This is a genomic window from Vagococcus fluvialis bH819 (genome assembly GCF_900163795.1).
Taxonomy (GTDB): Bacteria; Bacillota; Bacilli; order Lactobacillales; family Vagococcaceae; genus Vagococcus; species Vagococcus fluvialis_A.
The window spans coordinates 1-18381 of the sequence record NZ_FWFD01000005.1; the positions used below are offsets into that span (position 1 = coordinate 1).

Below are 18381 nucleotides of genomic sequence, written 5' to 3' on the forward strand. Positions count from 1 at the left end.
TCGTCTTTTAATCTAGCAGAGACAACTGAAGAAAAAACCGTCTTTGAGGAAATTAACTATCATCGGAAAAAGAAAAAAGGCTACAAAGCAGCCCTCACAAGAGATTTACCTATAAAAGAAGTTCATTGTCAGCTTGAAGGAGAAGACTGCACTTGTGATTGGTGTTGTTCTGATTTAAAAGATATTGGTAAATCTAAAATCCGTGAAGAAGTTATTTTTGTTCCTGCAAAGATGTATAAAAATGTGTACTATCAACATGCCTATGAATGTCCTATCTGTAAAAAAGATGGGGCTGATGCGATTAAAAAAGCTGTTGTACCTAAACAACCAATCACTCATAGTTTGGCATCTGCCTCTGTCCTAGCCCATTTATTTCATCAGAAAATTGAAATGAGCCTACCTTTTTATCGCCAAGAGAAGGAGTGGGAATCTTATGGATTACGAGTGCCACGTCGAACACAAGCGAACTGGTTCATCACCTCATGTGAAAAATGGTTAACTCCTATTTGGAAGGAACTAAAAAAGAAGCTAGTCAAAGAAGAGCTCATCCATGCGGATGAAACTTACTATAATGTGTTATCCAGTGAAAAACAGAAGTCTTACTTTTGGCTCTTTCGAACCATCGAACAAGCAGAGCATCCAATTATCTTATATCATCATGACCTGAGTCGTAAAAGTAGTGTCGCCCAACAATTTTTATCCGAATTCTCAGGCTATTTACATTGTGACGGTTACTCGGCTTACAACTCCATTGAGAAGACGACTTTGGTTAATTGTTGGGCTCACGTCCGAAGAAAATTTTTTGAAGCGAAAGATTCCACTTCTAAAGATACTCCAGCAAGTCAAGGAGTTACCTATTGCGATCAACTCTTTCATATTGAAAAAGAAATGAAGGGATTAAGTGATCAAGAAAAATATGATTCACGGTTGGCAAAAAGCCAACCCATTCTTGATGAATTTTGGCAATGGATCGAGTCATTTATCGCTCTTCCAGGTTCTAAACTAGGAAAAGCCGTTAACTATGCGCTTAATATGAGGGAAGGCTTGATGAATTTCCTGAAGGATGGACGGTGTGCGTTGTCTAATAATTTAGCTGAACGAAGTATTCGCCCAACAACGATTGGTAGAAAAAATTGGCATTTTTCTGCGAGTGAACGGGGAGTGACAGCTAACGGGATCGCATATTCTATCATTGAAACGGCTAAAGCCAACAACTTAGTCCCTGTGAAGTACTTAGAATATTTGTTTAAGCATCTTTCTAATTTAGAAGATAATTTAAAATCTAAAGCTCTCGAGGTTTATTTACCTTGGTCAGAACAGGTTCAAGCTGCGTGTCGATAAAAAATAAGGAGCCACTTGTCATAGTATGACAGAGTGACGCCTTATTTGGCATATACTCGATTACTTCCCGCTTACCAAGGGCGGTTTAAAAATGTAGGTTTTCGGCGGTTAAAATTTGTAGGAAAACCGACAATTCTTAATCGCCTTTTTCCTACATTTTAATACAGCTGTCTTCAGGACTTACTGATAATGCCAAAAAAGATTTCAAAAAATAGATGGTGTTAGGCGTAAGTGGGTGATAGCAGTAATAAAAAGAGACTAACTCACTTTTCTGAGTTAATCTCTTTTTTTATTACTCTACTTATTCTACCAATTCAACATAATCCTTATGAAGTGTAACAAAGACTTCACGATGATTATAGTATATAAGAGCGTGCGTTGTTGTCTCGGTGTGGCAAATGGTTTGAATATCAAACACAGTACTTTTGGAAAAAAACATCCCAGTATCTTTTTTAAACCATTCATCGGCTTTTATGATGAGTGGTTTTAATGCTTTGAACCGTTTGCCTTTCAGATGATAGTTTGTGCTGTTGCTTGTTTCTGGTAGTCCGTATTTCTTCCAAGCATTTAAGTCACCGTAAAAGTAACTTGTATCGTAAGGAGTGCTAGTGTATTGCCACATGGCGTAATTAGGCCACTGTGAGAGCTTCGGTAAGTTGCTGGAGTATTTAGCTACCCACAGTCCGTAATCTGCTGAAATGACCTCCGACCAGTCTTCAGCATTCGCATCACTTTCATTCATGTAGATGAGTGGTTTGACCTGTGTTTTCTGATAGATGATGTCTAAGAACCGTTTGGCTTGATCAGGTCCTTGTCGACCATACTCTTCGTAGTCCAAAACTAGGAGACATTCTCCAAGGTAAGGCGTGATACAAGAGAGAAAGAAGTTTGCTTGTTCTTCAACAGGAGATTGATCTAAAAAGTGATACAGCCCGAAAGGTTTATCTAAAGAACGAGCTTGTTGGATGAAGTCTTCTAGAGTATCATCTTTGAAGTAATCCCCTTCTGTGACTTTGAAGATAAAAGTATCCGCACTAAGGGAGTTTAACGCTAATCCTCTTTGGTGATTTGAGATATCAATAATAGTTAACATACATATTCTCCTTTAATCAGAGGTTATAAAAATTGTGTTTAGCTTCAAGAAATAAAAAGGAACTCATGAAAATTGCACTTCAAATTTTAATGAGATTCGGTTTATTTGCGAAGAAGCTACAATTTTTATACCGTTTTAATCAGAGGTTATAAAAATTAGACTTCAAAGGGTGAAAAGAGCGGTTAGCTCCAAGCAACTGGAGAAATCCAGAAACAATTCGTGTTCTTTGGATTGATTCTGGATTTTGAAGTTGTCGTAGGAGTTGCTCTTTGAACCTAGACTTCAAAGGGTGAAACAGGTGTTAATTCCAATTTTTATACCGTTTTTTAAAAAGACTATAACAAACTTTTTTATTTGTTATAGTCTCTGTTTTTCGTTTATTTATTTAAATTTATTAAAATAACTCAGTGGTAATTGTCTCAGTGTACTTAGCTGATTTAGTTTCAACGTACATTTTTTCACCTGTTTTTTCGAATAAATCTAGGCCAGTCACACCATCCATAACGTCTTTTACAGTTTCAGCATCCAGTGTTTCACTAGCTACTTTTGGTCTTAGGTAAGTTTTCTTTCCTGTTTCGTTTAAGAATGTCATTGATAATTTTTTCATGGTAATCTCTCCTTATTTTTATTATTTGATGTCAAAGCGTGATTTTTCGATAACCATTACTGCGTTGATGGCTTCATCTTGTGGTGCTAATTGTCCCATCAGTTGTCCGAATTGAACGATTTCTTCATTTTTTGAGTCTTTTTTCATATTATTTAATGTTTGTTGACGTGGTTTTTCATCTCCTACATTGTTGTAATGTAATTCTAATTTTTTTGCTTCAAAGATTGGTTCCATCTTAGCCACTTCCTTCTTTTAGTTTTGTAAGTTGCGCGCCCTACACTATTAATAACGAAATGAGATTGAAAAATGTCCAACTATTTTTTTGAAAAATGAATTATTTTTAAAGCAACATGGTCTCGCCAGTTATAAACAGTGGATCTTGACACGTGATATTTTTTAGAAATTTCGATGATTGAAAGCTCGTTGATATAAGCTTCTTCAAGATAGATTTTTTCTTTTTGAGTTAGCTGTGGACTAATTTTTTCTAAGAGTTCTTTGATTTCTAATAAATCTTCCGTTTCTTTTCCTGGAAGTTGGTACAGTGTTTCTTCGGTGCTAGTTGCTTCACGACGTTCTTTGTCTAAGTATTCTTTTCTAATTTCATCTGTAATCTTCCAGTAAATCCGTTGGTAAACATATTGATTAAAGGTGGCTAAATCTTTTTCTTCTTTGATAAAGTGTCGGTGTGTTTCGATTAATGTCCATCTGGCAATTTGTAAGTAGTCTTCAAATAAGGGATGATAAGTTGTAATGTGACATTTTTTGAGTGCTCCTAATAGTAGAACGTGGTGTTGTTTTATTAAGTCATTTTCCATTTCTATCTCTCCTTTAATCTTTAGACCGGCCAGTCACCAAGAGTATAGAAAAAAATAAAAAGAAGAGCTGGATTCAAAAACATGATGATTTGATTAAATCGTTCAAATAATCCTCGAAATTTGTTGATAAATAACTAAAAAATATGCTATAGTTTTAATGGAAAACGTTTTCATGGTATTTAAAATTAAATCAATTGGAGTTGGTAAAATGTCACTTCTAGATCAAAAAGAGGATCGTTATATTGAGTTATTACATGGTGAGGAGATATCATTACAAGATATGTCGGAGAGTTTTAAGGATTGCTGGTTACATGATGGTTCTGTGAAGATTAATCGAGAGACCATTGGGTTATTTAATATTGCTTCTAAGGATCATCAGTATCAGTCTTTGGTTCTAAGTAGCCAAGAAACACCTACCGTAACAAGAGTCAAGACCAAGGACTTAGTTGTAAAATCCCGTGAAGAAACCGATTTTTGCTTTGATATTAACAAAAAAGTAATCGAAGAAATCTTTAATAAACAAATCTATAAGTTTCCAGAAATCGAACCCAATTTTTTGTTTATCCCTCTAGAAGGACCGTCACAAGGGAATGTGAGCTATATTAATTTTACTAAGTTAAATGATTTAAGAGCATTATCTGGTCATGAAACTGTCCTTTCTTTTTGTAATCATTTAGAAATCATCGTGCCACAAAGATTCCAATCTCTTGAACGACATTTAGAGCGTTCTTTTGAATATTACACTGTTGTCACTTATTTTTCCGATTCGTTTTCAGAGCACCGGGAGACGCTTAGTTTTTTAACTAACTGGGAAGGTAATTATCCAAGTCTTAAAAAAGAGTTAGTCGGTAAAGCCCTTCAAAGAACGTCCAAAAATGATTATCGTCGTCTCACAGCAAAACATCAAACCAAAGAATTATTTTCAAGTGAAGAGGATACGCTAGCGATGGCTGATTTTTTTTTGATTTATAGGCATGCGCTTTAGAGAAGTTTTTCAGATTATGCTATAGTTAGTATTAGCAAATTAGAGGGTGAAAAACATGGAAATTATACAGTCGATTAGAAAATTAAAAAACAACCACTACAACATAACGACAAAGTCAGGACGTAAAATTAGAGTATCAGAAGATACCTTAGTTAAGTTCCGATTACTTAAAGGTCAAGAAATTGAAGATGACACTTTAACAGAAATTGAAAAAGAAGCGGAGTTGGACATTGGCTACCAGTTTGCCTTGTCTTTTTTGAGTTACCAATTAAGATCTGAAAAAGAAATTAAGGATCACTTGAAGAAAAAGGAAATCTCCCCTGAAGGAATTGCTTATGTGATTACCAAGTTAAATAATATTAACTTATTAGATGATTTAGTTTTTGCAGAAAGTTACGTCAGAACAGTGATGAAAACGCAAGATAAAGGCCCACAAACTGTGAAGCAGCAATTATACAAAAAAGGGATTGCTGATGACGATATCGCAAAAGCACTAGAATTATTTACTTTTGAGGATCAGGAAGAGATGGGGACTCGTTTAGCACTAAAATCTTTGAAGAAATATCAAAATAAAAGTCATAAAGAACAAATCAACAAAGTTCGCCAGCATTTATCCACAAAGGGATATAGTGGGGACGTTATCGATCTTGTGATGAGTAGTTTAGAAATCGAAAAAGATGAAGACGATGAGTGGGAAAGACTAGCTGTTGAAGGTGAAAGACTTTGGCGAAGACACCAAAGCTTAGACGCTTCAAAGAAAAAACAAAAAATGCGTCAATCTCTTTTTCAAAAAGGGTATGATTTTGATCTTATTAACCGCTTTATAGAAGAGAAAGAGTTGGAAAATGACAATTAATAATCAGCCAATTATATGGAGTGACAGTCAAAATAGAGAAATGAGTCCAGCGTTACTGGATTGGTATGATCAAGACATGAGGTTATTGCCTTGGCGAGAAAATACAGATCCGTACCGTGTTTGGGTATCAGAAATAATGCTACAGCAAACTCAAGTAGTTACAGTGATACCTTACTTCCATCGCTTTTTAGAATGGTTTCCTACAATTAAGGATTTGGCAGAAGCAGAGGAGGATCGTTTGTTAAAGGCGTGGGAAGGTCTGGGCTATTACTCACGAGTTCGCAATATGCAGAGTGCTGCAAAAGACATAATGGTTCGTTTTAATGGTGAGATGCCATCTAATATAGAGGATATTTTAAGTCTAAAAGGAATTGGACCGTATACCGGTGGAGCGATTGGAAGTATTTCTTACAAACTAGTTGAACCGGCTATTGATGGCAATGTGATGCGAGTGTATAGTCGCCTTTTTTGTTTAGAGGATGATATCGGTGAAGTAAAATCAAGAAAAATTTTTGATGAAAAAGTTCGTGAAACCATCAGCCAAGAGCGACCAGGTGATTTTAATCAAGCATTGATGGATTTGGGAGCAACAGTCTGCACACCAACTTCTCCTAAGTGTGAAATTTGCCCGCTAAAAGAATTTTGCGGGGCACTTTCTAGGGATCAAATGACTGATTATCCTGTAAAGAAGAAAAAAATAAAAACTGTTCCGATGTATTATGTTGCTTTGGCCATTCAAAATGAGCTGGGGGAGTACTTATTGAGTAAACGACCTTCAGATGGCTTACTTGCGAATATGTGGACCTATCCTTTGTTAGAAGTGACAAAAGAGGCATATTTTCAGATAGAAAAAGATTGGAAAAATTATCAGTTAGATATTAAAGAACCTAATTTATTTGATTTTGTTGCTGAGGAGGATTTAAATTTACTAGATGGTAGCATGATGGCTCTTTTAAAAAAAGAGAAACCAGCAGTCATTTGGCAGAAGCAACCATTGGGTGAAGTAAAGCATGTTTTTAGTCACCGTAAGTGGCATATTTTACTAGCCAAGGGATATAAAGTTGCTGAAAAAGAGTTTATTTTAGATCAAAATGAATACTGGGTGAAAGAAGAAGACTTTGATAGCTTTGTTTTTCCTAAGCCTCAACAAAAAATGGTAGGTTTATTAGATGAAAAAAGAAATAAATAGTGATAATAAAATAAGATATATGATATAATAATTTTGATATTGGTGTAATGAACACCCTAGTGGTAAATTTGGCAAAAAGAGCCAAGGAAAGCAGGGTAATTGAGGAATGCGTGTACCTAAAGAAGGAGAGTTTATAACGATCCAAAGTTACAAGCATGACGGGAGCTTACATCGAACTTGGCGTGACACGATGGTTTTAAAAACCAGTGAGTGTTCTATTATTGGGATGAATGATCACACGTTAGTGACTGAATCTGATGGTAGAAGATGGGTGACACGAGAGCCGGCTATTTTGTATTTTCATACAAAGTATTGGTTCAATATAATTGCTATGATACGTGAGAAAGGAGTTTCTTATTACTGTAATCTGGCTTCACCTTATGTTTTAGATGAAGAAGCCTTGAAATACATTGATTATGATTTGGATATTAAAGTTTTTCCAGATGGAGAAAAACGTTTATTGGATGTGGATGAGTATGAAGACCATAGACAAGAGATGAATTATTCAGATGAAATTGATCTTGTATTAAAAGAAAACGTCAAGATATTGGTAGACTGGATTAACAATGAAAAGGGACCTTTTTCTATGGAGTACGTTGATGTTTGGTACGAAAGGTATCAACAATTATCAAGAAGACAGTAAGACTAATCCATCATGTTACGTAGAAAATAATAAAAAGAAACGTTAGGAAAAATCCTAACGTTTCTTTTTTTGAAGTTGCTTGGAGTAAACCGTTTTTTTTTCACCTTATTAATGACGGGAAGATAAAAACTACTCCTACGGCAACTTCAAACTGTAGAATCAATCAAAAAAGCTGATTGTTTCGACAGTTCTCCAGTTCCTTGGAGTAAACCGTTTTTCTCTTCACCTTATTTTAAAATAGACTCGATTTCTTTGTATTGTTCTTCTGATAAGACTGTTTTATAGTTTGCTAGTAGATTTTCTTTTGTTTTGTCGTCGATTTGATCTTTGTGTTCTTTTAGGGCTTTAGTTGCTTCTTGGAAATCAGCATCAGAAATTTCTTCTTTTTGTCCGGCAGGAGCACCTTGTGGGAAGAGTTTTTCTAGTTCTTTAGAAGAGATAATATCTTCTTTTTTAGGTAGCTTGATGTCGGCTTTTTTATCTTTCATTGTTGTACTCATTTTCATTTTTAGTGATTTGATGCCTGCTTCTGTATCTTTTGGTACCATCTTAATGGCCATAGTTGTTTTATCTTTTTTAATGTCTACACTAGTTTTAACTGAAATATCTTTGATTTCATCGAAAGCTTTGTCTAAATCAGCACTTTTATCCTTAGTGCTGTCAGCTGTAATTTTAATCATTTGCGTTAATTCTTCTTTGGTAAAGGTATGAGTAACGACATCCTCTTTTTTTGTAAATGTTTTTTTATCTAATCCTGTTAAGAACTCTGTGTATTTTTTAGTCATCTCTTGACGATTTTTTTCCGATTGTTGGAATTGTTTTGAAGCATCTTGTAATTCTTTTTTACTTGCAGTATCTGCATCGATATCTAAAAGATCAAGGTATTTACCTTTTAATTTTGACATATCTAACTGACTCGTGTCTACAGCACCTTGAGACATAGAACCGACTATATTCATGATGTATTCATAAATATCTGTGGCTAAGTACATTTTAGGCTCTTTACCAAAGGAACCAACCATATTGATTGGCATCTCCATCCCAAGCGCTTTGACTTTCATATCTATTCCAAAGGCTTTCTCTTTTTCAAGATCAGCTTTTACGGTGCCGTCAATTGAGGCATCTTTGATTTGTGTGACCATCATATTGATCATGGGATTAGTTTTTGCTTCTGGTGAGTCGGTTACTTCAATCTCTTCGATTGCCATATTGAAATCCCAAGTGCCAACTGTTTGCTTATTTTGTGATTCCATATACCCGATAAACTCGTCTTGAGGGCTTTTTCCACATGAAGCTAAAATAATAACTGCCAAACTTAAACTGGCAACTGTTCCTAATTTCTTTTTCATTTTTTACACTCTCCTATCATACTTACCCTTTAAATGTATAAAAAGAATTAAACGATGTCAATTCTTTTTCAATGCTTATTTGTTTGTGTATTTATATGTTTGTTTTTTAGAAAAGATAGGGCAACTGTTCTTTTTGTTGTTGAAACGGAAAAAGGGAGAATGGTAAATAAAGGAATGCCTTTATATTTTTTTAGACATTTCAAAGTGCTTAATACCAGCTTCAAAATAAGCATCACTTTCAACTGTGTAGCCAATTGATTCGTAAAAGCCGACAGCACTTTCTTGTGCACCTAGAACAAGTATCTGGGCACCATCTTTTTTTGCTGCTGCTTCTGAGAATAATACTAATTTCTTAGCATACCCTCTTTTTCTTGCTTTTTTGAGGATAGCCATCCGTTGTATTTTAAAAACGTGGTTCCCTTTATCCAGTAATCTAACAGTTCCTTGTGGTTGATCGTTATCATAAAGAACAAAGTGTAGACACTCGTTTTCTTGGTCTATTTCGATAGCTAAGGGAATCTTTTGTTCTTTGACAAATACGTCTTGCCGAATCATTAGTGCGTCTTGATAAGTCGTTGAATGGCTATCTGTTGTTTGCTTGATGTTCATCGTTAAGGCACTCCTTTTTTGATTTAGTAAAAAATAATAAAAGCAATTTTAGTTAAATTATATTATACTATAGGGTAATTATAGAAACAAAAAAGAAACTCTGTTTTCTATCTATGATCTAATCTAATTGGAGGAACTAAAAATGTATGATAAATTGAAACGATCGAAATTAATGTTTTGGTCCATTGAATTATTAGTAATTGCTACACTAATCTTAGTCGGTACCAAAATAAATTTTTTATTTAGACCGATTGGCACGATGTTTACCACCATGTTTGCTCCTATCTTAATTTCTGGGTTTTTATACTATTGTTTTAAACCAGTTGTTTCTTTTTTAGAGAAAAAAGGTGTAGGAAAAACTTTATCAGTAACGATTGTGATGCTTCTTCTAGTGGGCATTATCGTGTTATCTATTTCTTCTTTGATTCCTAATTTAATTAATCAAATTGCTGCGTTAACTAGAAAAATGCCTCAATTTATTACGACTGTTGAATCATGGGCAGATCAATTAAGTAATCAGCCAATGCTTCAGAATTTAGACGTTCAGTCTTATATTGATAAGTGGAATTTATCGCTTGGCAATATTGCACAGTCAACATTTAATGGATTGAGTTCTGGGATTGGTTCTATTGTTTCTTCTGTTGCAGGAATTGTGATGTTAGTTGTGACTGTACCGTTTATCCTATTCTATATGTTAAAAGATGGTCATAAGTTTATCCCAGCGATTGAACCTTATTTACCAACAAAGCATAAAAATGAAATGATCGAGCTTCTAAGTAAAATGGGTGAAACGATTTCTAAATACATTAGTGGTCAAATGATCGAATGTTTATTTGTAGGCGTATCAACCAGCCTTGGTTACATGTTGATTGGGGTAGATTATGCCTTTCTTTTTGGTTTTATCGCAGGCCTAACGAATATGATCCCTTATATCGGTCCTTATATCGGATTAGCTCCTGCTGTCTTTATTACCGTTTTTTCAGATCCTTGGAAAGCAGCTCTGGCTTGTGTCGTTGTTCTGATTGTTCAACAAATTGATGGTAATATTATTTATCCGAATGTAATTGGTAAAAGCCTAGATATTCATCCATTAACTATTATCATTATTTTACTTGTTGCTGGAAATATCGCTGGTTTACTAGGTATGATTTTAGGGGTACCTTTCTACGCAGTGTGTAAAACTGTTTTTGTCTATGTGTTTAACATGATAAAATTAAATAAGCAAGAAACACCACCAACTCAACAGATCGAAGAACCTAAAAAATAGTTGTTTCTGATTGTCAAACTTGCTATAGTGTGATACGATTTTCTGGTAATTGTTTTAAACATTACAACTTATATTTATGTTAGGAGAGAACAAGCTTATGAACGCTGACCCTGATAGTCAGTCTATTTTAATCAACATCATTATTTTAATCATCTTAACGTTACTAAATGCTTTTTTTGCAGCTGCAGAGATGGCAGTGGTATCTGTTAACAGAAGTCGCCTTGAAGCAAAAGCTGAGGAGGGTGAGAAATCTTCCGTTAAGTTATTACGATTGATTAATGATTCTGGTAATTTTTTATCAACCATTCAAGTAGGTATTACCTTAGTCACTATTTTATCTGGTGCGTCTTTAGCTAATTCATTTGCTAGAGAACTTGCTCCATTATTTGGTGAAGCAACTTGGGCGAAACAAGCGTCCCAATTTATCGTTTTGATCTTATTAACGTATATTTCGATTGTTTTTGGTGAATTATATCCAAAAAGAATTGCTCTTAATAAGTCAGAAGAAGTTGCAAAATTTGTGATGGGACCTATTAAGTTTTTAGGAATCATTATGAAACCTTTTGTTTGGTTACTTTCAAGTTCTACTAATTTATTAAGCCGTTTAACTCCCATGACGTTTGATGACGTTGATGATAAAATGACGAGAGAAGAAATGGCTTATATCTTAACCAATGAAGGCGTCCTTGATTCTGGGGAACTTGAGATGGTGCAAGGCATTTTCGATATGGATACAACACTTGCTCGTGAAGTCATGGTTCCAAGAACCGAAAGTTTTATGATCGATATTCATGATTCGTCTGAAGAGAATATAGATAAAGTTTTATCCAATAATTTTTCAAGAATCCCTGTTTATGATGACGATAAAGATCGCATCATTGGTATTCTACACTTAAAAAACTTATTAAAAGAAGCAAGAAAATCTGGTTTTGATGATTTAGATTTATTAAAAGTGATACATGAACCATTATTTGTTCCAGAAACTATTTTTATTGATGATTTGTTAATTGAACTTAAAAGAACACAAAATCATATGGCAATCCTTTTGGATGAATATGGTGGCGTGGCTGGTTTAGTAACATTGGAAGATTTATTAGAAGAAATCGTCGGTGAAATTGACGACGAATCGGATGAATTGACGATTGAAGAGTTATTCGAAAAAATTGGCGAAGATGAATACTTGGTTCAGGCAAAAATGCCAATCGATGATTTTAATGAATCATTTGGTACAAATTTAGCGATGAACGACGTAGACACGATGGCAGGATATGTTATTACTGCTTTAGGTGTCATTCCTGAAGTAGATGAAACCTTATCAATTGATGTGGAAAACGTCACTCTGACAACGCATAAAGTTGAAGGAACTCGTCTTTTAGAAATTAAGGTAAAAGTCCATGAAATAGAAGATGAGCCTGAAGAAGAGAAATATCGACTATTAAAAGGTTCGAGTGATCGTGAGAAGAGTAAGGAAAAAGAAGAGTAGGGAGAGGCTGACTCAAAATGTCAGCCTCTCTTATTTTTTAGTAGTAACAAACAATTTTTGACCATTTTATTTTATAAAATAAAATTTGAATATTCAAGAGAGTATATTTATAGTAGAATAAAACTATGCGTTAAATGAAATATAGGTAGGAGGATATGTGTTTTTTCTAAATACATAAAAAGTAGAAAATGAAAAAAAAGATAAGTTTAGTATTAATGGCTTTTATTATGTCATGTGGTTTGGTAATGACACCTCAGCCGCATAATTTAAGTGGAGGCACTTATGGAAGAATATCCAATGTCTTTATAAAATTTGTCTATCATTTATTTGATGATTTAATGAATTCAATCACTGTTAATCGAATTATTGTTACCATGATATTTGTTCTGATGTATCTTTGTTTAAAATTTATTAGTGAGAAAGCGATCAAGCTAAATTGGATTCAGTATTTATTATCGGCAATTTTATCGGTATTTGCCGTTTCAGGATTAGCATTTTCTTATCCTGATTTAAAAGAGGGTAGTTGGAGCATATTATTTGAAAGTAATACTCAAATAGTGAAAACAGTTATCTTATTTTTATCTTGGTTATGGTTTTACAATTTATTACAAGCTTTATTAGTTTATATGTTAACTCAGTTTGAGATGAAAGAACAAAATTTAGATAAATTTGAGAAATTCAAGATTTTTAATTTTGCAAGAAAGCATGTATTCTTTTCTGCTTTAATATTGTACTTAGTATTAGTGATACCTGTTGTTTTAATGGACTTTCCAGGAACGGTTTCTTACGATACATTGATTCAATTAATTCAGTTTAATCGAGATATGGAGCTTAGAAATGATCATCCGATTTTTTCAACAGCAATGTTTGGGAATGCAGTGAAGATTGGAACTAAATTAGGTTATCCTTCACTGGGTGTCTTTTTCCATAGTTTATATCATATGGTAGGTTCTGGTTTACTCGTTGCTTTTAGTTCTTGGGTCATTTATCAAATAACTGACAAGAAAAAGATGGCCTATAGTTACGTTGTATTGGTAGGACTTTTACCAATTATGACTAATCTGATTACAGTGCCAGTAAAAGATACTATGTTTTCACATGCTTTTGCTGCTTGTGTGGCAAGTGCTTGTTTATATTTATATAAAAAAGACCTGTATTATAAAAATAAAATATATTTAGTAACGATTGTCTCATTAACATTAGCAATACTACTTAGAAAGAATGCTATTTATGCAGTTATTCCACTGTTAATCATTTTAATTCCATTCGAGCTATTTAAGCTTTACCGTAAAAAAGCAACTCATTTCATGTTGATCGCACTGATTATTTTACCAATCGGGATAGCGACTCTTATTGAAAATGGCTTAGTGTCTCATTATCAAGTAAATTCAGCCGTTTTAGAAAGAGAAAAACTATCTGTGCCACTTCAACAAACAGCAAGATACGTGAAAAAATATGGTGACGAAGTAACTCCTAGTGAGAAAAAAGCAATCAATAAAGTTATCAAGTATGAAGGAATTCCTGATAGATATCTGCCGACTAGGTCTGATCCGATTAAAGAATCTTTCCAAGAAGGAGCTTCTTCTGAGGACATAAAAGAATATATGGGCGTTTGGGCAAAACAATTTGCGAAACATCCTGCCGTTTATTTTGAAGCAACTATGCACCAAATATTCCCGTTGTTCACAATGACTAACTACAATGGTTATTATGCGAGTCTAGAATCAACATCTAAAATAACACCTTGGGCTAATTCGCATTTTGAAATTTACAATTTAACACAACCACAAGTTAATACTGATCTTAGCTTAGCTAAATTAAGCTACTCAAAATTATTTGATTCGTTACCCTTATTAGGATTATTAAATAATTATTCATTGTATATTATCCTAATCTTGATGGTTTTAGCGTTGGCTTTGTATCACAAAATGTCTAAGTTACTGTGGCTATTGCTACCGACACTACTCCTTTTAGGTACTTTAGTCGTGGGACCTTTAATGATTGGTTACCATCGTTATTACATACCATTTGTATTACTTGCACCAATTTATTTGGTAGTAATATATAAAGAATTTAATTTAAAAGAAGACAATTAATAAAAACTCTTTAAAATTAGATTAATATCCTAATTTTAAAGAGTTTTTTATAATGGTTGCTTACTATTTTAAATTATCAACTAAAAAGGTTATTTTGTTCAAAAAAATTTTTTTGAGGCTATCTTTTTAACTTTATATCCATTAAAATTAAAAAAATAGGTACTTATTGTGAGGAGGACAAGATGAATAAAGTAAAATCTATTTGGATTTATGCTGCTTTTATTTTTATTATGTCAATGCTTGTTGTGCTATCGTGGGATGATTTCTTTTGGGGTGGTATACAAGGAATGGACCAGCTGGCTAATAACTTTGATGGATATAATGGAAGGTATCTAGGCAACTTAATTATAATGGGAATAACAAGGTCAGTCATCTTGAGAGTTGTTTTATACACAACTGTGAATGTAGGATTAGCATTAGTTATTTCTAAATTACTATCAGATAGAGTGAAGATGAGATACATTGTTTTAATTTTAATGACACTTCCTATTGATATTTTTAGACAAACATATGGCTGGTTTTCTGGATTTGCTAACTATAACATCTCCAGTTTACTCATTTTAGTAATATTCTACCTTGTTTTAAAAAAAGAAAACAGTTGGGTTATGAATATTCTTGTTTTATTAGTTGCTTTTTTAAGTCAATTTTTAGCAGAAAATGTGTCTATGGCAAATGTCATTTTAAGCTTTTTAGCTATTATGTTAATGATCTTTACAGATAGAAAAAGGATCTCTTTAGCTGTTTTCTGGTTTATTGGCTCTGTATCTGGTATGTGGTTAATGCTTCAAAATACAGCCTATCACTCAGACAGTTCAAGAGGGTTATCGAATATTTATTTTTCTGAGTTATTCAAGCATCTTTTGCAAGATTGGTCAGAATTAGTAGTAAAAGATAATATATTTTTAATGGCAGTTTTTTCTTTTGTCATCTACTTAGCATTGAAAAAACCAAAACTGATTGGTTCTTATTTACTTTTATTTAATATTTATTTTATTGGTAGAGATTATTTAAATATTAGTTTTTATCAAGAACCTTTATATATGTTGTTGGGTGAATTATTATTGATTGTTATATTTTTTGGAATTCTTATTTATGCAGGTATTAAAGTGCTTGAAGGTTCCGATCGTACTCTTTACTTTATTTTCTTATTTTCTGCATTAGTGATGGTGGGACCATTTTTAATCGTAACGCCATTTGGACCAAGAAATATCCTTTTAAGTTATCTGCTCTTAGCGATTTCATTAGGCTTAATTTGGGTTAATACCGAAACGACTATAGAAATTAAAACATTTGATAAATATGTGAAAAGTGTATTCCTTTGCTTAGTTGCATTTTATTTGTTCTTATATGGCGTAAACGGTTTTGAAAATCAGCGCCGAATTGCTATGATTAAAGAAGCCGATGATCGTGGAGAAAAAGTAGTAGAAGTTAGAAAATTACCTTTTTCGTTTTTAGGACAAGCATTGGATGATATCGGATATGGTAGTAGAGCAGATGATTTTAAGTATCATTATAAGATAAAATCAAAAATAAAAATTGAAGTGAAAGGTAGAACAATGCCTTTACCTTGGATTCAAACAAATAATTAGACAAAAGGATATTAGTCTAATTTAGGAGGTTTACTTAATGAAATTGATTACTTTTTGTGTTCCGATGTACAATGAAAGTGAGAGCATTAGTGAGTTATATAGACAGTTAAATGAGTTATCTCAGCAATATATCGGCCAATATGAGTTTGAGTTTTTATTTGTTAATGATGGAAGTATTGATAACTCACTGGGGATTGTCAAAGAGTTATCAAAAAAAGACTCAAGGATTGCTTATGTGGATCTTTCCCGTAATTTTGGTAAAGAAGTTGCGATGTTAGCTGGATTTGATCATTGTAAGGGGGACGCAGTCATTATGATGGATGCGGATTTACAACATCCCCCAGGAACGATTCCTCAAATGATTACGGAATGGGAAAACGGTTATCAAGATGTTTACGGCAAAAGAGTGACACAAGAGGGAGAGTCTTTCTTTAAAAAGAAAAGTTCAAAATTATATTATAAACTTCTAGGATATTTCTCTCAGATACCTGTCTTACCAGCAGTAGGAGATTTTAGGCTATTGGATCGAGTGTGTATTGATAGCATAATAAAAATTCGAGAAAGTCAGAGATATACTAAAAGTATGTACATGTGGATTGGTTTTAGAAAAAAAGAAGTCGAATTTGTTTCGAGTGAAAGATTTGCAGGAGAAACTAAATGGAAATTAAGTAATTTAATACAGTTAGCTGTTAATGGGATTGTTTCAGATTCAACAGCAGCTCTTAGATTATCTTTGTATAGTGGCATTTTTATTTCACTCATGTCTTTTGTATACATGATCTATATCTTAATAAAAACACTAATTGTAGGTAGCTCAACTCCTGGATTTCCAACACTAACAATTTTAATTTTATTTTTAAGTGGCTCTCAACTTATTTTTCAAGGTGTGATGGGAGAGTACATAGGAAAAATTTATACAGAAGTCAAAAACAGACCACCGTATCTAATTCAAGAATATCATGCTTCAAAAAAAGAGTCTGAATATTTATAGTAATTATTGGTTTTTTTATTATCTAAAAACTGAGCTAAGGAGATTTTGAATGAAAGTATTAATGATAATACCGGCTTATAATGAAGAAGCGAGTATTTTAAAAACAACCCAATCGATTGAGACATTTAAAAAAGAAGTTTCTTTTGAACTAGACTACCTTGTTATTAATGATGGTTCTACGGATAACACAAAAAAAGTGCTGACTGATAATTCAATTCCTTCTGTGCATTTGATAAAAAACTTAGGCATAGGTGGCGCTGTTCAAACAGGGTATTTATATGCATATTATAATGACTATGATATTGCTGTTCAGTTTGATGGAGATGGACAACATGATATTACTTCTTTACCACAGCTGATTGCACCGATTATTAAAAATGAGGCAGATTTTACTGTAGGATCAAGATTTGTAGAAGGTTCTCCTTCAGCATTTAAGACCTCTTTTTCAAGAAGAATAGGAATTAATCTGATTTCATCCTTTATTTGGTTAAAAACAGGGAAAAAATTATTAGATGTCACTTCAGGGTATCGTGCAGCTAATCGAGAAATTATTGCGTATTTTGCGACACATTATCCTAGGAAATACCCTGAACCTGAAACAAATGCTTTACTTATTAAGAAGAAAAAAAGCGTTCAAGAAGTTGGCGTTAACATGTTTGAACGATTAGAAGGCGAATCTTCTATTACGCCAATCAAATCAGTTCGCTATATGATTGAAGTTCTGACATCGATTATATTATTATCGAGTGGAGGGGAAAACTAATGGCTATTTTGACTATTGTAATGATTATATTTTCTATTTGTTTCTTGGCTTTTATCATAAAGCTCATTCGTTCTTCAACGTTTACTTTGGAGCATTCGTTAGTGTGGTTAGCTATCGGCTTGATAATGTTACTGTTTTCTATATTCCCAAGTATTCCTGAGTATTTTTCGGATGTCTTAGGCTTTGAAACAATGTCTAATTTTCTTTTAGTGATGGCTGTATTCTTTAGTTTGGCTCAATTAATTATTTTTACCAAACACATTACTAAACAGACCAACGATATTAAATCATTAATTCAAGAAGTATCAATATTAAAAGAAAAGATAGAAAGAAAGGAAAAGTAATATGATTTTATTTTTTATATATGTCATTTTATCATCATCAGGAATCATTTTATTTAAATTAGGTTCGGCAGATTTATCGGTCAAAATGGTTAATAGTCAGTTAAATATGAATTTCCCTACATTAAGTCTTTTAGGTTTGTTGTGTTATCTACTTAGCTTTGTTTTGTGGATGATCATTATTTCAAAAGCAGATGTTAGCTTTATTGTACCTTTGGGATTAGGGATAACTAACGTTTTAATTTTAGTGGGTTCAGTTGTCTTTTTAAAAGAGAGTATTAGTACCAATGCGATGATTGGGATTGCTCTGATTTTAGCGGGAACTCTTTTGATGAATTATAAATAAGTGTTTCTTAACAAGAGT

At 33.2% G+C, this 18381-nt stretch carries 19 protein-coding genes; 13 read left to right on the plus strand and 6 right to left on the minus strand.

Annotated features, from left to right (window positions below):
- Nucleotides 1-1341: IS66 family transposase (tnpC, locus tag FM121_RS02300; RefSeq protein WP_086950538.1), on the plus strand; the 1341-nt coding region annotated here is incomplete at its 5' end.
- 301 nt (nt 1342-1642) lie between these two features.
- On the opposite strand, the gene FM121_RS02305 is transcribed toward tnpC, so the two are convergent.
- The 4 genes from FM121_RS02305 to FM121_RS02320 form a co-directional block, all read right to left on the minus strand.
- On the minus strand, nt 1643-2434 hold the full coding sequence (locus FM121_RS02305; protein WP_086950539.1) for a glycoside hydrolase family 25 protein: 792 nt from the start codon (nt 2432-2434) through the stop codon (nt 1643-1645).
- A gap of 394 nt (nt 2435-2828) precedes the next feature.
- Complete coding sequence (locus FM121_RS02310) at nt 2829-3041, minus strand: DUF2922 domain-containing protein (RefSeq protein ID WP_086950540.1); 213 nt, start codon at nt 3039-3041, stop codon at nt 2829-2831.
- Nucleotides 3042-3062: 21 nt separating this feature from the next.
- Nucleotides 3063-3275 (minus strand): DUF1659 domain-containing protein, encoded by a 213-nt coding sequence (locus tag FM121_RS02315; RefSeq protein ID WP_086950541.1) that lies wholly within the window; start codon nt 3273-3275, stop codon nt 3063-3065.
- A gap of 80 nt (nt 3276-3355) precedes the next feature.
- On the minus strand, nt 3356-3856 hold the full coding sequence (locus FM121_RS02320) for a sigma-70 family RNA polymerase sigma factor (RefSeq protein WP_086950542.1): 501 nt from the start codon (nt 3854-3856) through the stop codon (nt 3356-3358).
- 172 nt (nt 3857-4028) lie between these two features.
- On the opposite strand from FM121_RS02320, the gene FM121_RS02325 reads away from it, so the two are divergent.
- From FM121_RS02325 to ntdP, 4 genes are all read left to right on the plus strand, one after another.
- Nucleotides 4029-4841, plus strand: a complete 813-nt coding sequence (locus FM121_RS02325) for a competence protein ComK (RefSeq protein ID WP_179203776.1) — start codon at nt 4029-4031, stop codon at nt 4839-4841.
- 55 nt (nt 4842-4896) lie between these two features.
- Entirely contained in the window at nt 4897-5697 is an 801-nt protein-coding gene (recX, locus tag FM121_RS02330) for a recombination regulator RecX (protein ID WP_086950544.1), read from the plus strand.
- Nucleotides 5687-6886 (plus strand): A/G-specific adenine glycosylase, encoded by a 1200-nt coding sequence (mutY, locus tag FM121_RS02335; RefSeq protein WP_086950545.1) that lies wholly within the window; start codon nt 5687-5689, stop codon nt 6884-6886. The genes recX and mutY overlap by 11 nt, the downstream gene beginning before the upstream one ends.
- Nucleotides 6887-6992: 106 nt before the next feature.
- The gene (gene ntdP, locus FM121_RS02340) at nt 6993-7529 is read left to right on the plus strand and encodes a nucleoside tri-diphosphate phosphatase (RefSeq protein ID WP_086950546.1); all 537 of its coding nucleotides are present in this window, start codon (nt 6993-6995) and stop codon (nt 7527-7529) included.
- 227 nt (nt 7530-7756) lie between these two features.
- On the opposite strand, the gene FM121_RS02345 is transcribed toward ntdP, so the two are convergent.
- On the minus strand, nt 7757-8878 hold the full coding sequence (locus tag FM121_RS02345; RefSeq protein ID WP_086950547.1) for a hypothetical protein: 1122 nt from the start codon (nt 8876-8878) through the stop codon (nt 7757-7759).
- Between the two features lie 180 nt (nt 8879-9058).
- Nucleotides 9059-9487 (minus strand): GNAT family N-acetyltransferase, encoded by a 429-nt coding sequence (locus tag FM121_RS02350; protein WP_086950548.1) that lies wholly within the window; start codon nt 9485-9487, stop codon nt 9059-9061.
- Between the two features lie 142 nt (nt 9488-9629).
- Here FM121_RS02350 and FM121_RS02355 point away from each other — a divergent pair, with 142 nt between their 5' ends.
- The 8 genes from FM121_RS02355 to FM121_RS02390 all read left to right on the plus strand — a co-directional run bounded on the left by FM121_RS02355 (nt 9630) and on the right by FM121_RS02390 (nt 18363).
- Entirely contained in the window at nt 9630-10754 is a 1125-nt protein-coding gene (locus tag FM121_RS02355; RefSeq protein WP_086950549.1) for an AI-2E family transporter, read from the plus strand.
- Between the two features lie 97 nt (nt 10755-10851).
- A complete protein-coding gene (locus FM121_RS02360; protein ID WP_086950550.1) occupies nt 10852-12237 on the plus strand; it encodes a hemolysin family protein in 1386 nt (461 codons plus the stop codon).
- Nucleotides 12238-12425: 188 nt separating this feature from the next.
- Complete coding sequence (locus FM121_RS02365) at nt 12426-14333, plus strand: DUF6020 family protein (RefSeq protein WP_086950551.1); 1908 nt, start codon at nt 12426-12428, stop codon at nt 14331-14333.
- Nucleotides 14334-14515: 182 nt separating this feature from the next.
- Nucleotides 14516-15922, plus strand: a complete 1407-nt coding sequence (locus FM121_RS02370; protein WP_086950552.1) for a DUF6056 family protein — start codon at nt 14516-14518, stop codon at nt 15920-15922.
- A 37-nt stretch (nt 15923-15959) separates the two neighbouring features.
- Nucleotides 15960-16913: a glycosyltransferase family 2 protein gene (locus FM121_RS02375; protein WP_086950553.1), complete on the plus strand. Its 954-nt coding sequence runs from the start codon at nt 15960-15962 to the stop codon at nt 16911-16913.
- A 49-nt stretch (nt 16914-16962) separates the two neighbouring features.
- The gene (locus tag FM121_RS02380; RefSeq protein WP_086950554.1) at nt 16963-17676 is read left to right on the plus strand and encodes a glycosyltransferase family 2 protein; all 714 of its coding nucleotides are present in this window, start codon (nt 16963-16965) and stop codon (nt 17674-17676) included.
- Nucleotides 17676-18020 carry a DUF2304 domain-containing protein gene (locus tag FM121_RS02385; protein ID WP_086950555.1) on the plus strand — a complete coding sequence of 115 codons (345 nt, stop codon included), beginning with the start codon at nt 17676-17678 and terminating at the stop codon, nt 18018-18020. Before FM121_RS02380 ends, FM121_RS02385 begins: the two co-directional genes overlap by 1 nt.
- A gap of 1 nt (nt 18021) precedes the next feature.
- Nucleotides 18022-18363 (plus strand): EamA family transporter, encoded by a 342-nt coding sequence (locus FM121_RS02390; RefSeq protein ID WP_086950556.1) that lies wholly within the window; start codon nt 18022-18024, stop codon nt 18361-18363.
- The last annotated feature ends 18 nt before the right edge of the window (nt 18364-18381 follow it).

Excerpts from the sequence above, each read along its gene's own strand:
- ntdP (WP_086950546.1), top strand. The coding sequence starts at position 6,993 with ATGCGTGTACCTAAAGAAGGAGAGTTTATAACGATCCAAAGTTACAAG.
- FM121_RS02325 (WP_179203776.1), top strand. The coding sequence starts at position 4,029 with ATGGTATTTAAAATTAAATCAATTGGAGTTGGTAAAATGTCACTTCTA.
- FM121_RS02370 (WP_086950552.1), top strand. The coding sequence starts at position 14,516 with ATGAATAAAGTAAAATCTATTTGGATTTATGCTGCTTTTATTTTTATT.
- FM121_RS02345 (WP_086950547.1), bottom strand. The coding sequence starts at position 8,878 with ATGAAAAAGAAATTAGGAACAGTTGCCAGTTTAAGTTTGGCAGTTATT.
- FM121_RS02310 (WP_086950540.1), bottom strand. The coding sequence starts at position 3,041 with ATGAAAAAATTATCAATGACATTCTTAAACGAAACAGGAAAGAAAACT.
- FM121_RS02360 (WP_086950550.1), top strand. The coding sequence starts at position 10,852 with ATGAACGCTGACCCTGATAGTCAGTCTATTTTAATCAACATCATTATT.
- FM121_RS02355 (WP_086950549.1), top strand. The coding sequence starts at position 9,630 with ATGTATGATAAATTGAAACGATCGAAATTAATGTTTTGGTCCATTGAA.
- mutY (WP_086950545.1), top strand. The coding sequence starts at position 5,687 with ATGACAATTAATAATCAGCCAATTATATGGAGTGACAGTCAAAATAGA.
- FM121_RS02390 (WP_086950556.1), top strand. The coding sequence starts at position 18,022 with ATGATTTTATTTTTTATATATGTCATTTTATCATCATCAGGAATCATT.
- FM121_RS02380 (WP_086950554.1), top strand. The coding sequence starts at position 16,963 with ATGAAAGTATTAATGATAATACCGGCTTATAATGAAGAAGCGAGTATT.
- recX (WP_086950544.1), top strand. The coding sequence starts at position 4,897 with ATGGAAATTATACAGTCGATTAGAAAATTAAAAAACAACCACTACAAC.
- FM121_RS02365 (WP_086950551.1), top strand. The coding sequence starts at position 12,426 with ATGAAAAAAAAGATAAGTTTAGTATTAATGGCTTTTATTATGTCATGT.
- FM121_RS02305 (WP_086950539.1), bottom strand. The coding sequence starts at position 2,434 with ATGTTAACTATTATTGATATCTCAAATCACCAAAGAGGATTAGCGTTA.
- FM121_RS02320 (WP_086950542.1), bottom strand. The coding sequence starts at position 3,856 with ATGGAAAATGACTTAATAAAACAACACCACGTTCTACTATTAGGAGCA.
- FM121_RS02315 (WP_086950541.1), bottom strand. The coding sequence starts at position 3,275 with ATGGAACCAATCTTTGAAGCAAAAAAATTAGAATTACATTACAACAAT.
- FM121_RS02385 (WP_086950555.1), top strand. The coding sequence starts at position 17,676 with ATGGCTATTTTGACTATTGTAATGATTATATTTTCTATTTGTTTCTTG.
- FM121_RS02375 (WP_086950553.1), top strand. The coding sequence starts at position 15,960 with ATGAAATTGATTACTTTTTGTGTTCCGATGTACAATGAAAGTGAGAGC.
- FM121_RS02350 (WP_086950548.1), bottom strand. The coding sequence starts at position 9,487 with ATGAACATCAAGCAAACAACAGATAGCCATTCAACGACTTATCAAGAC.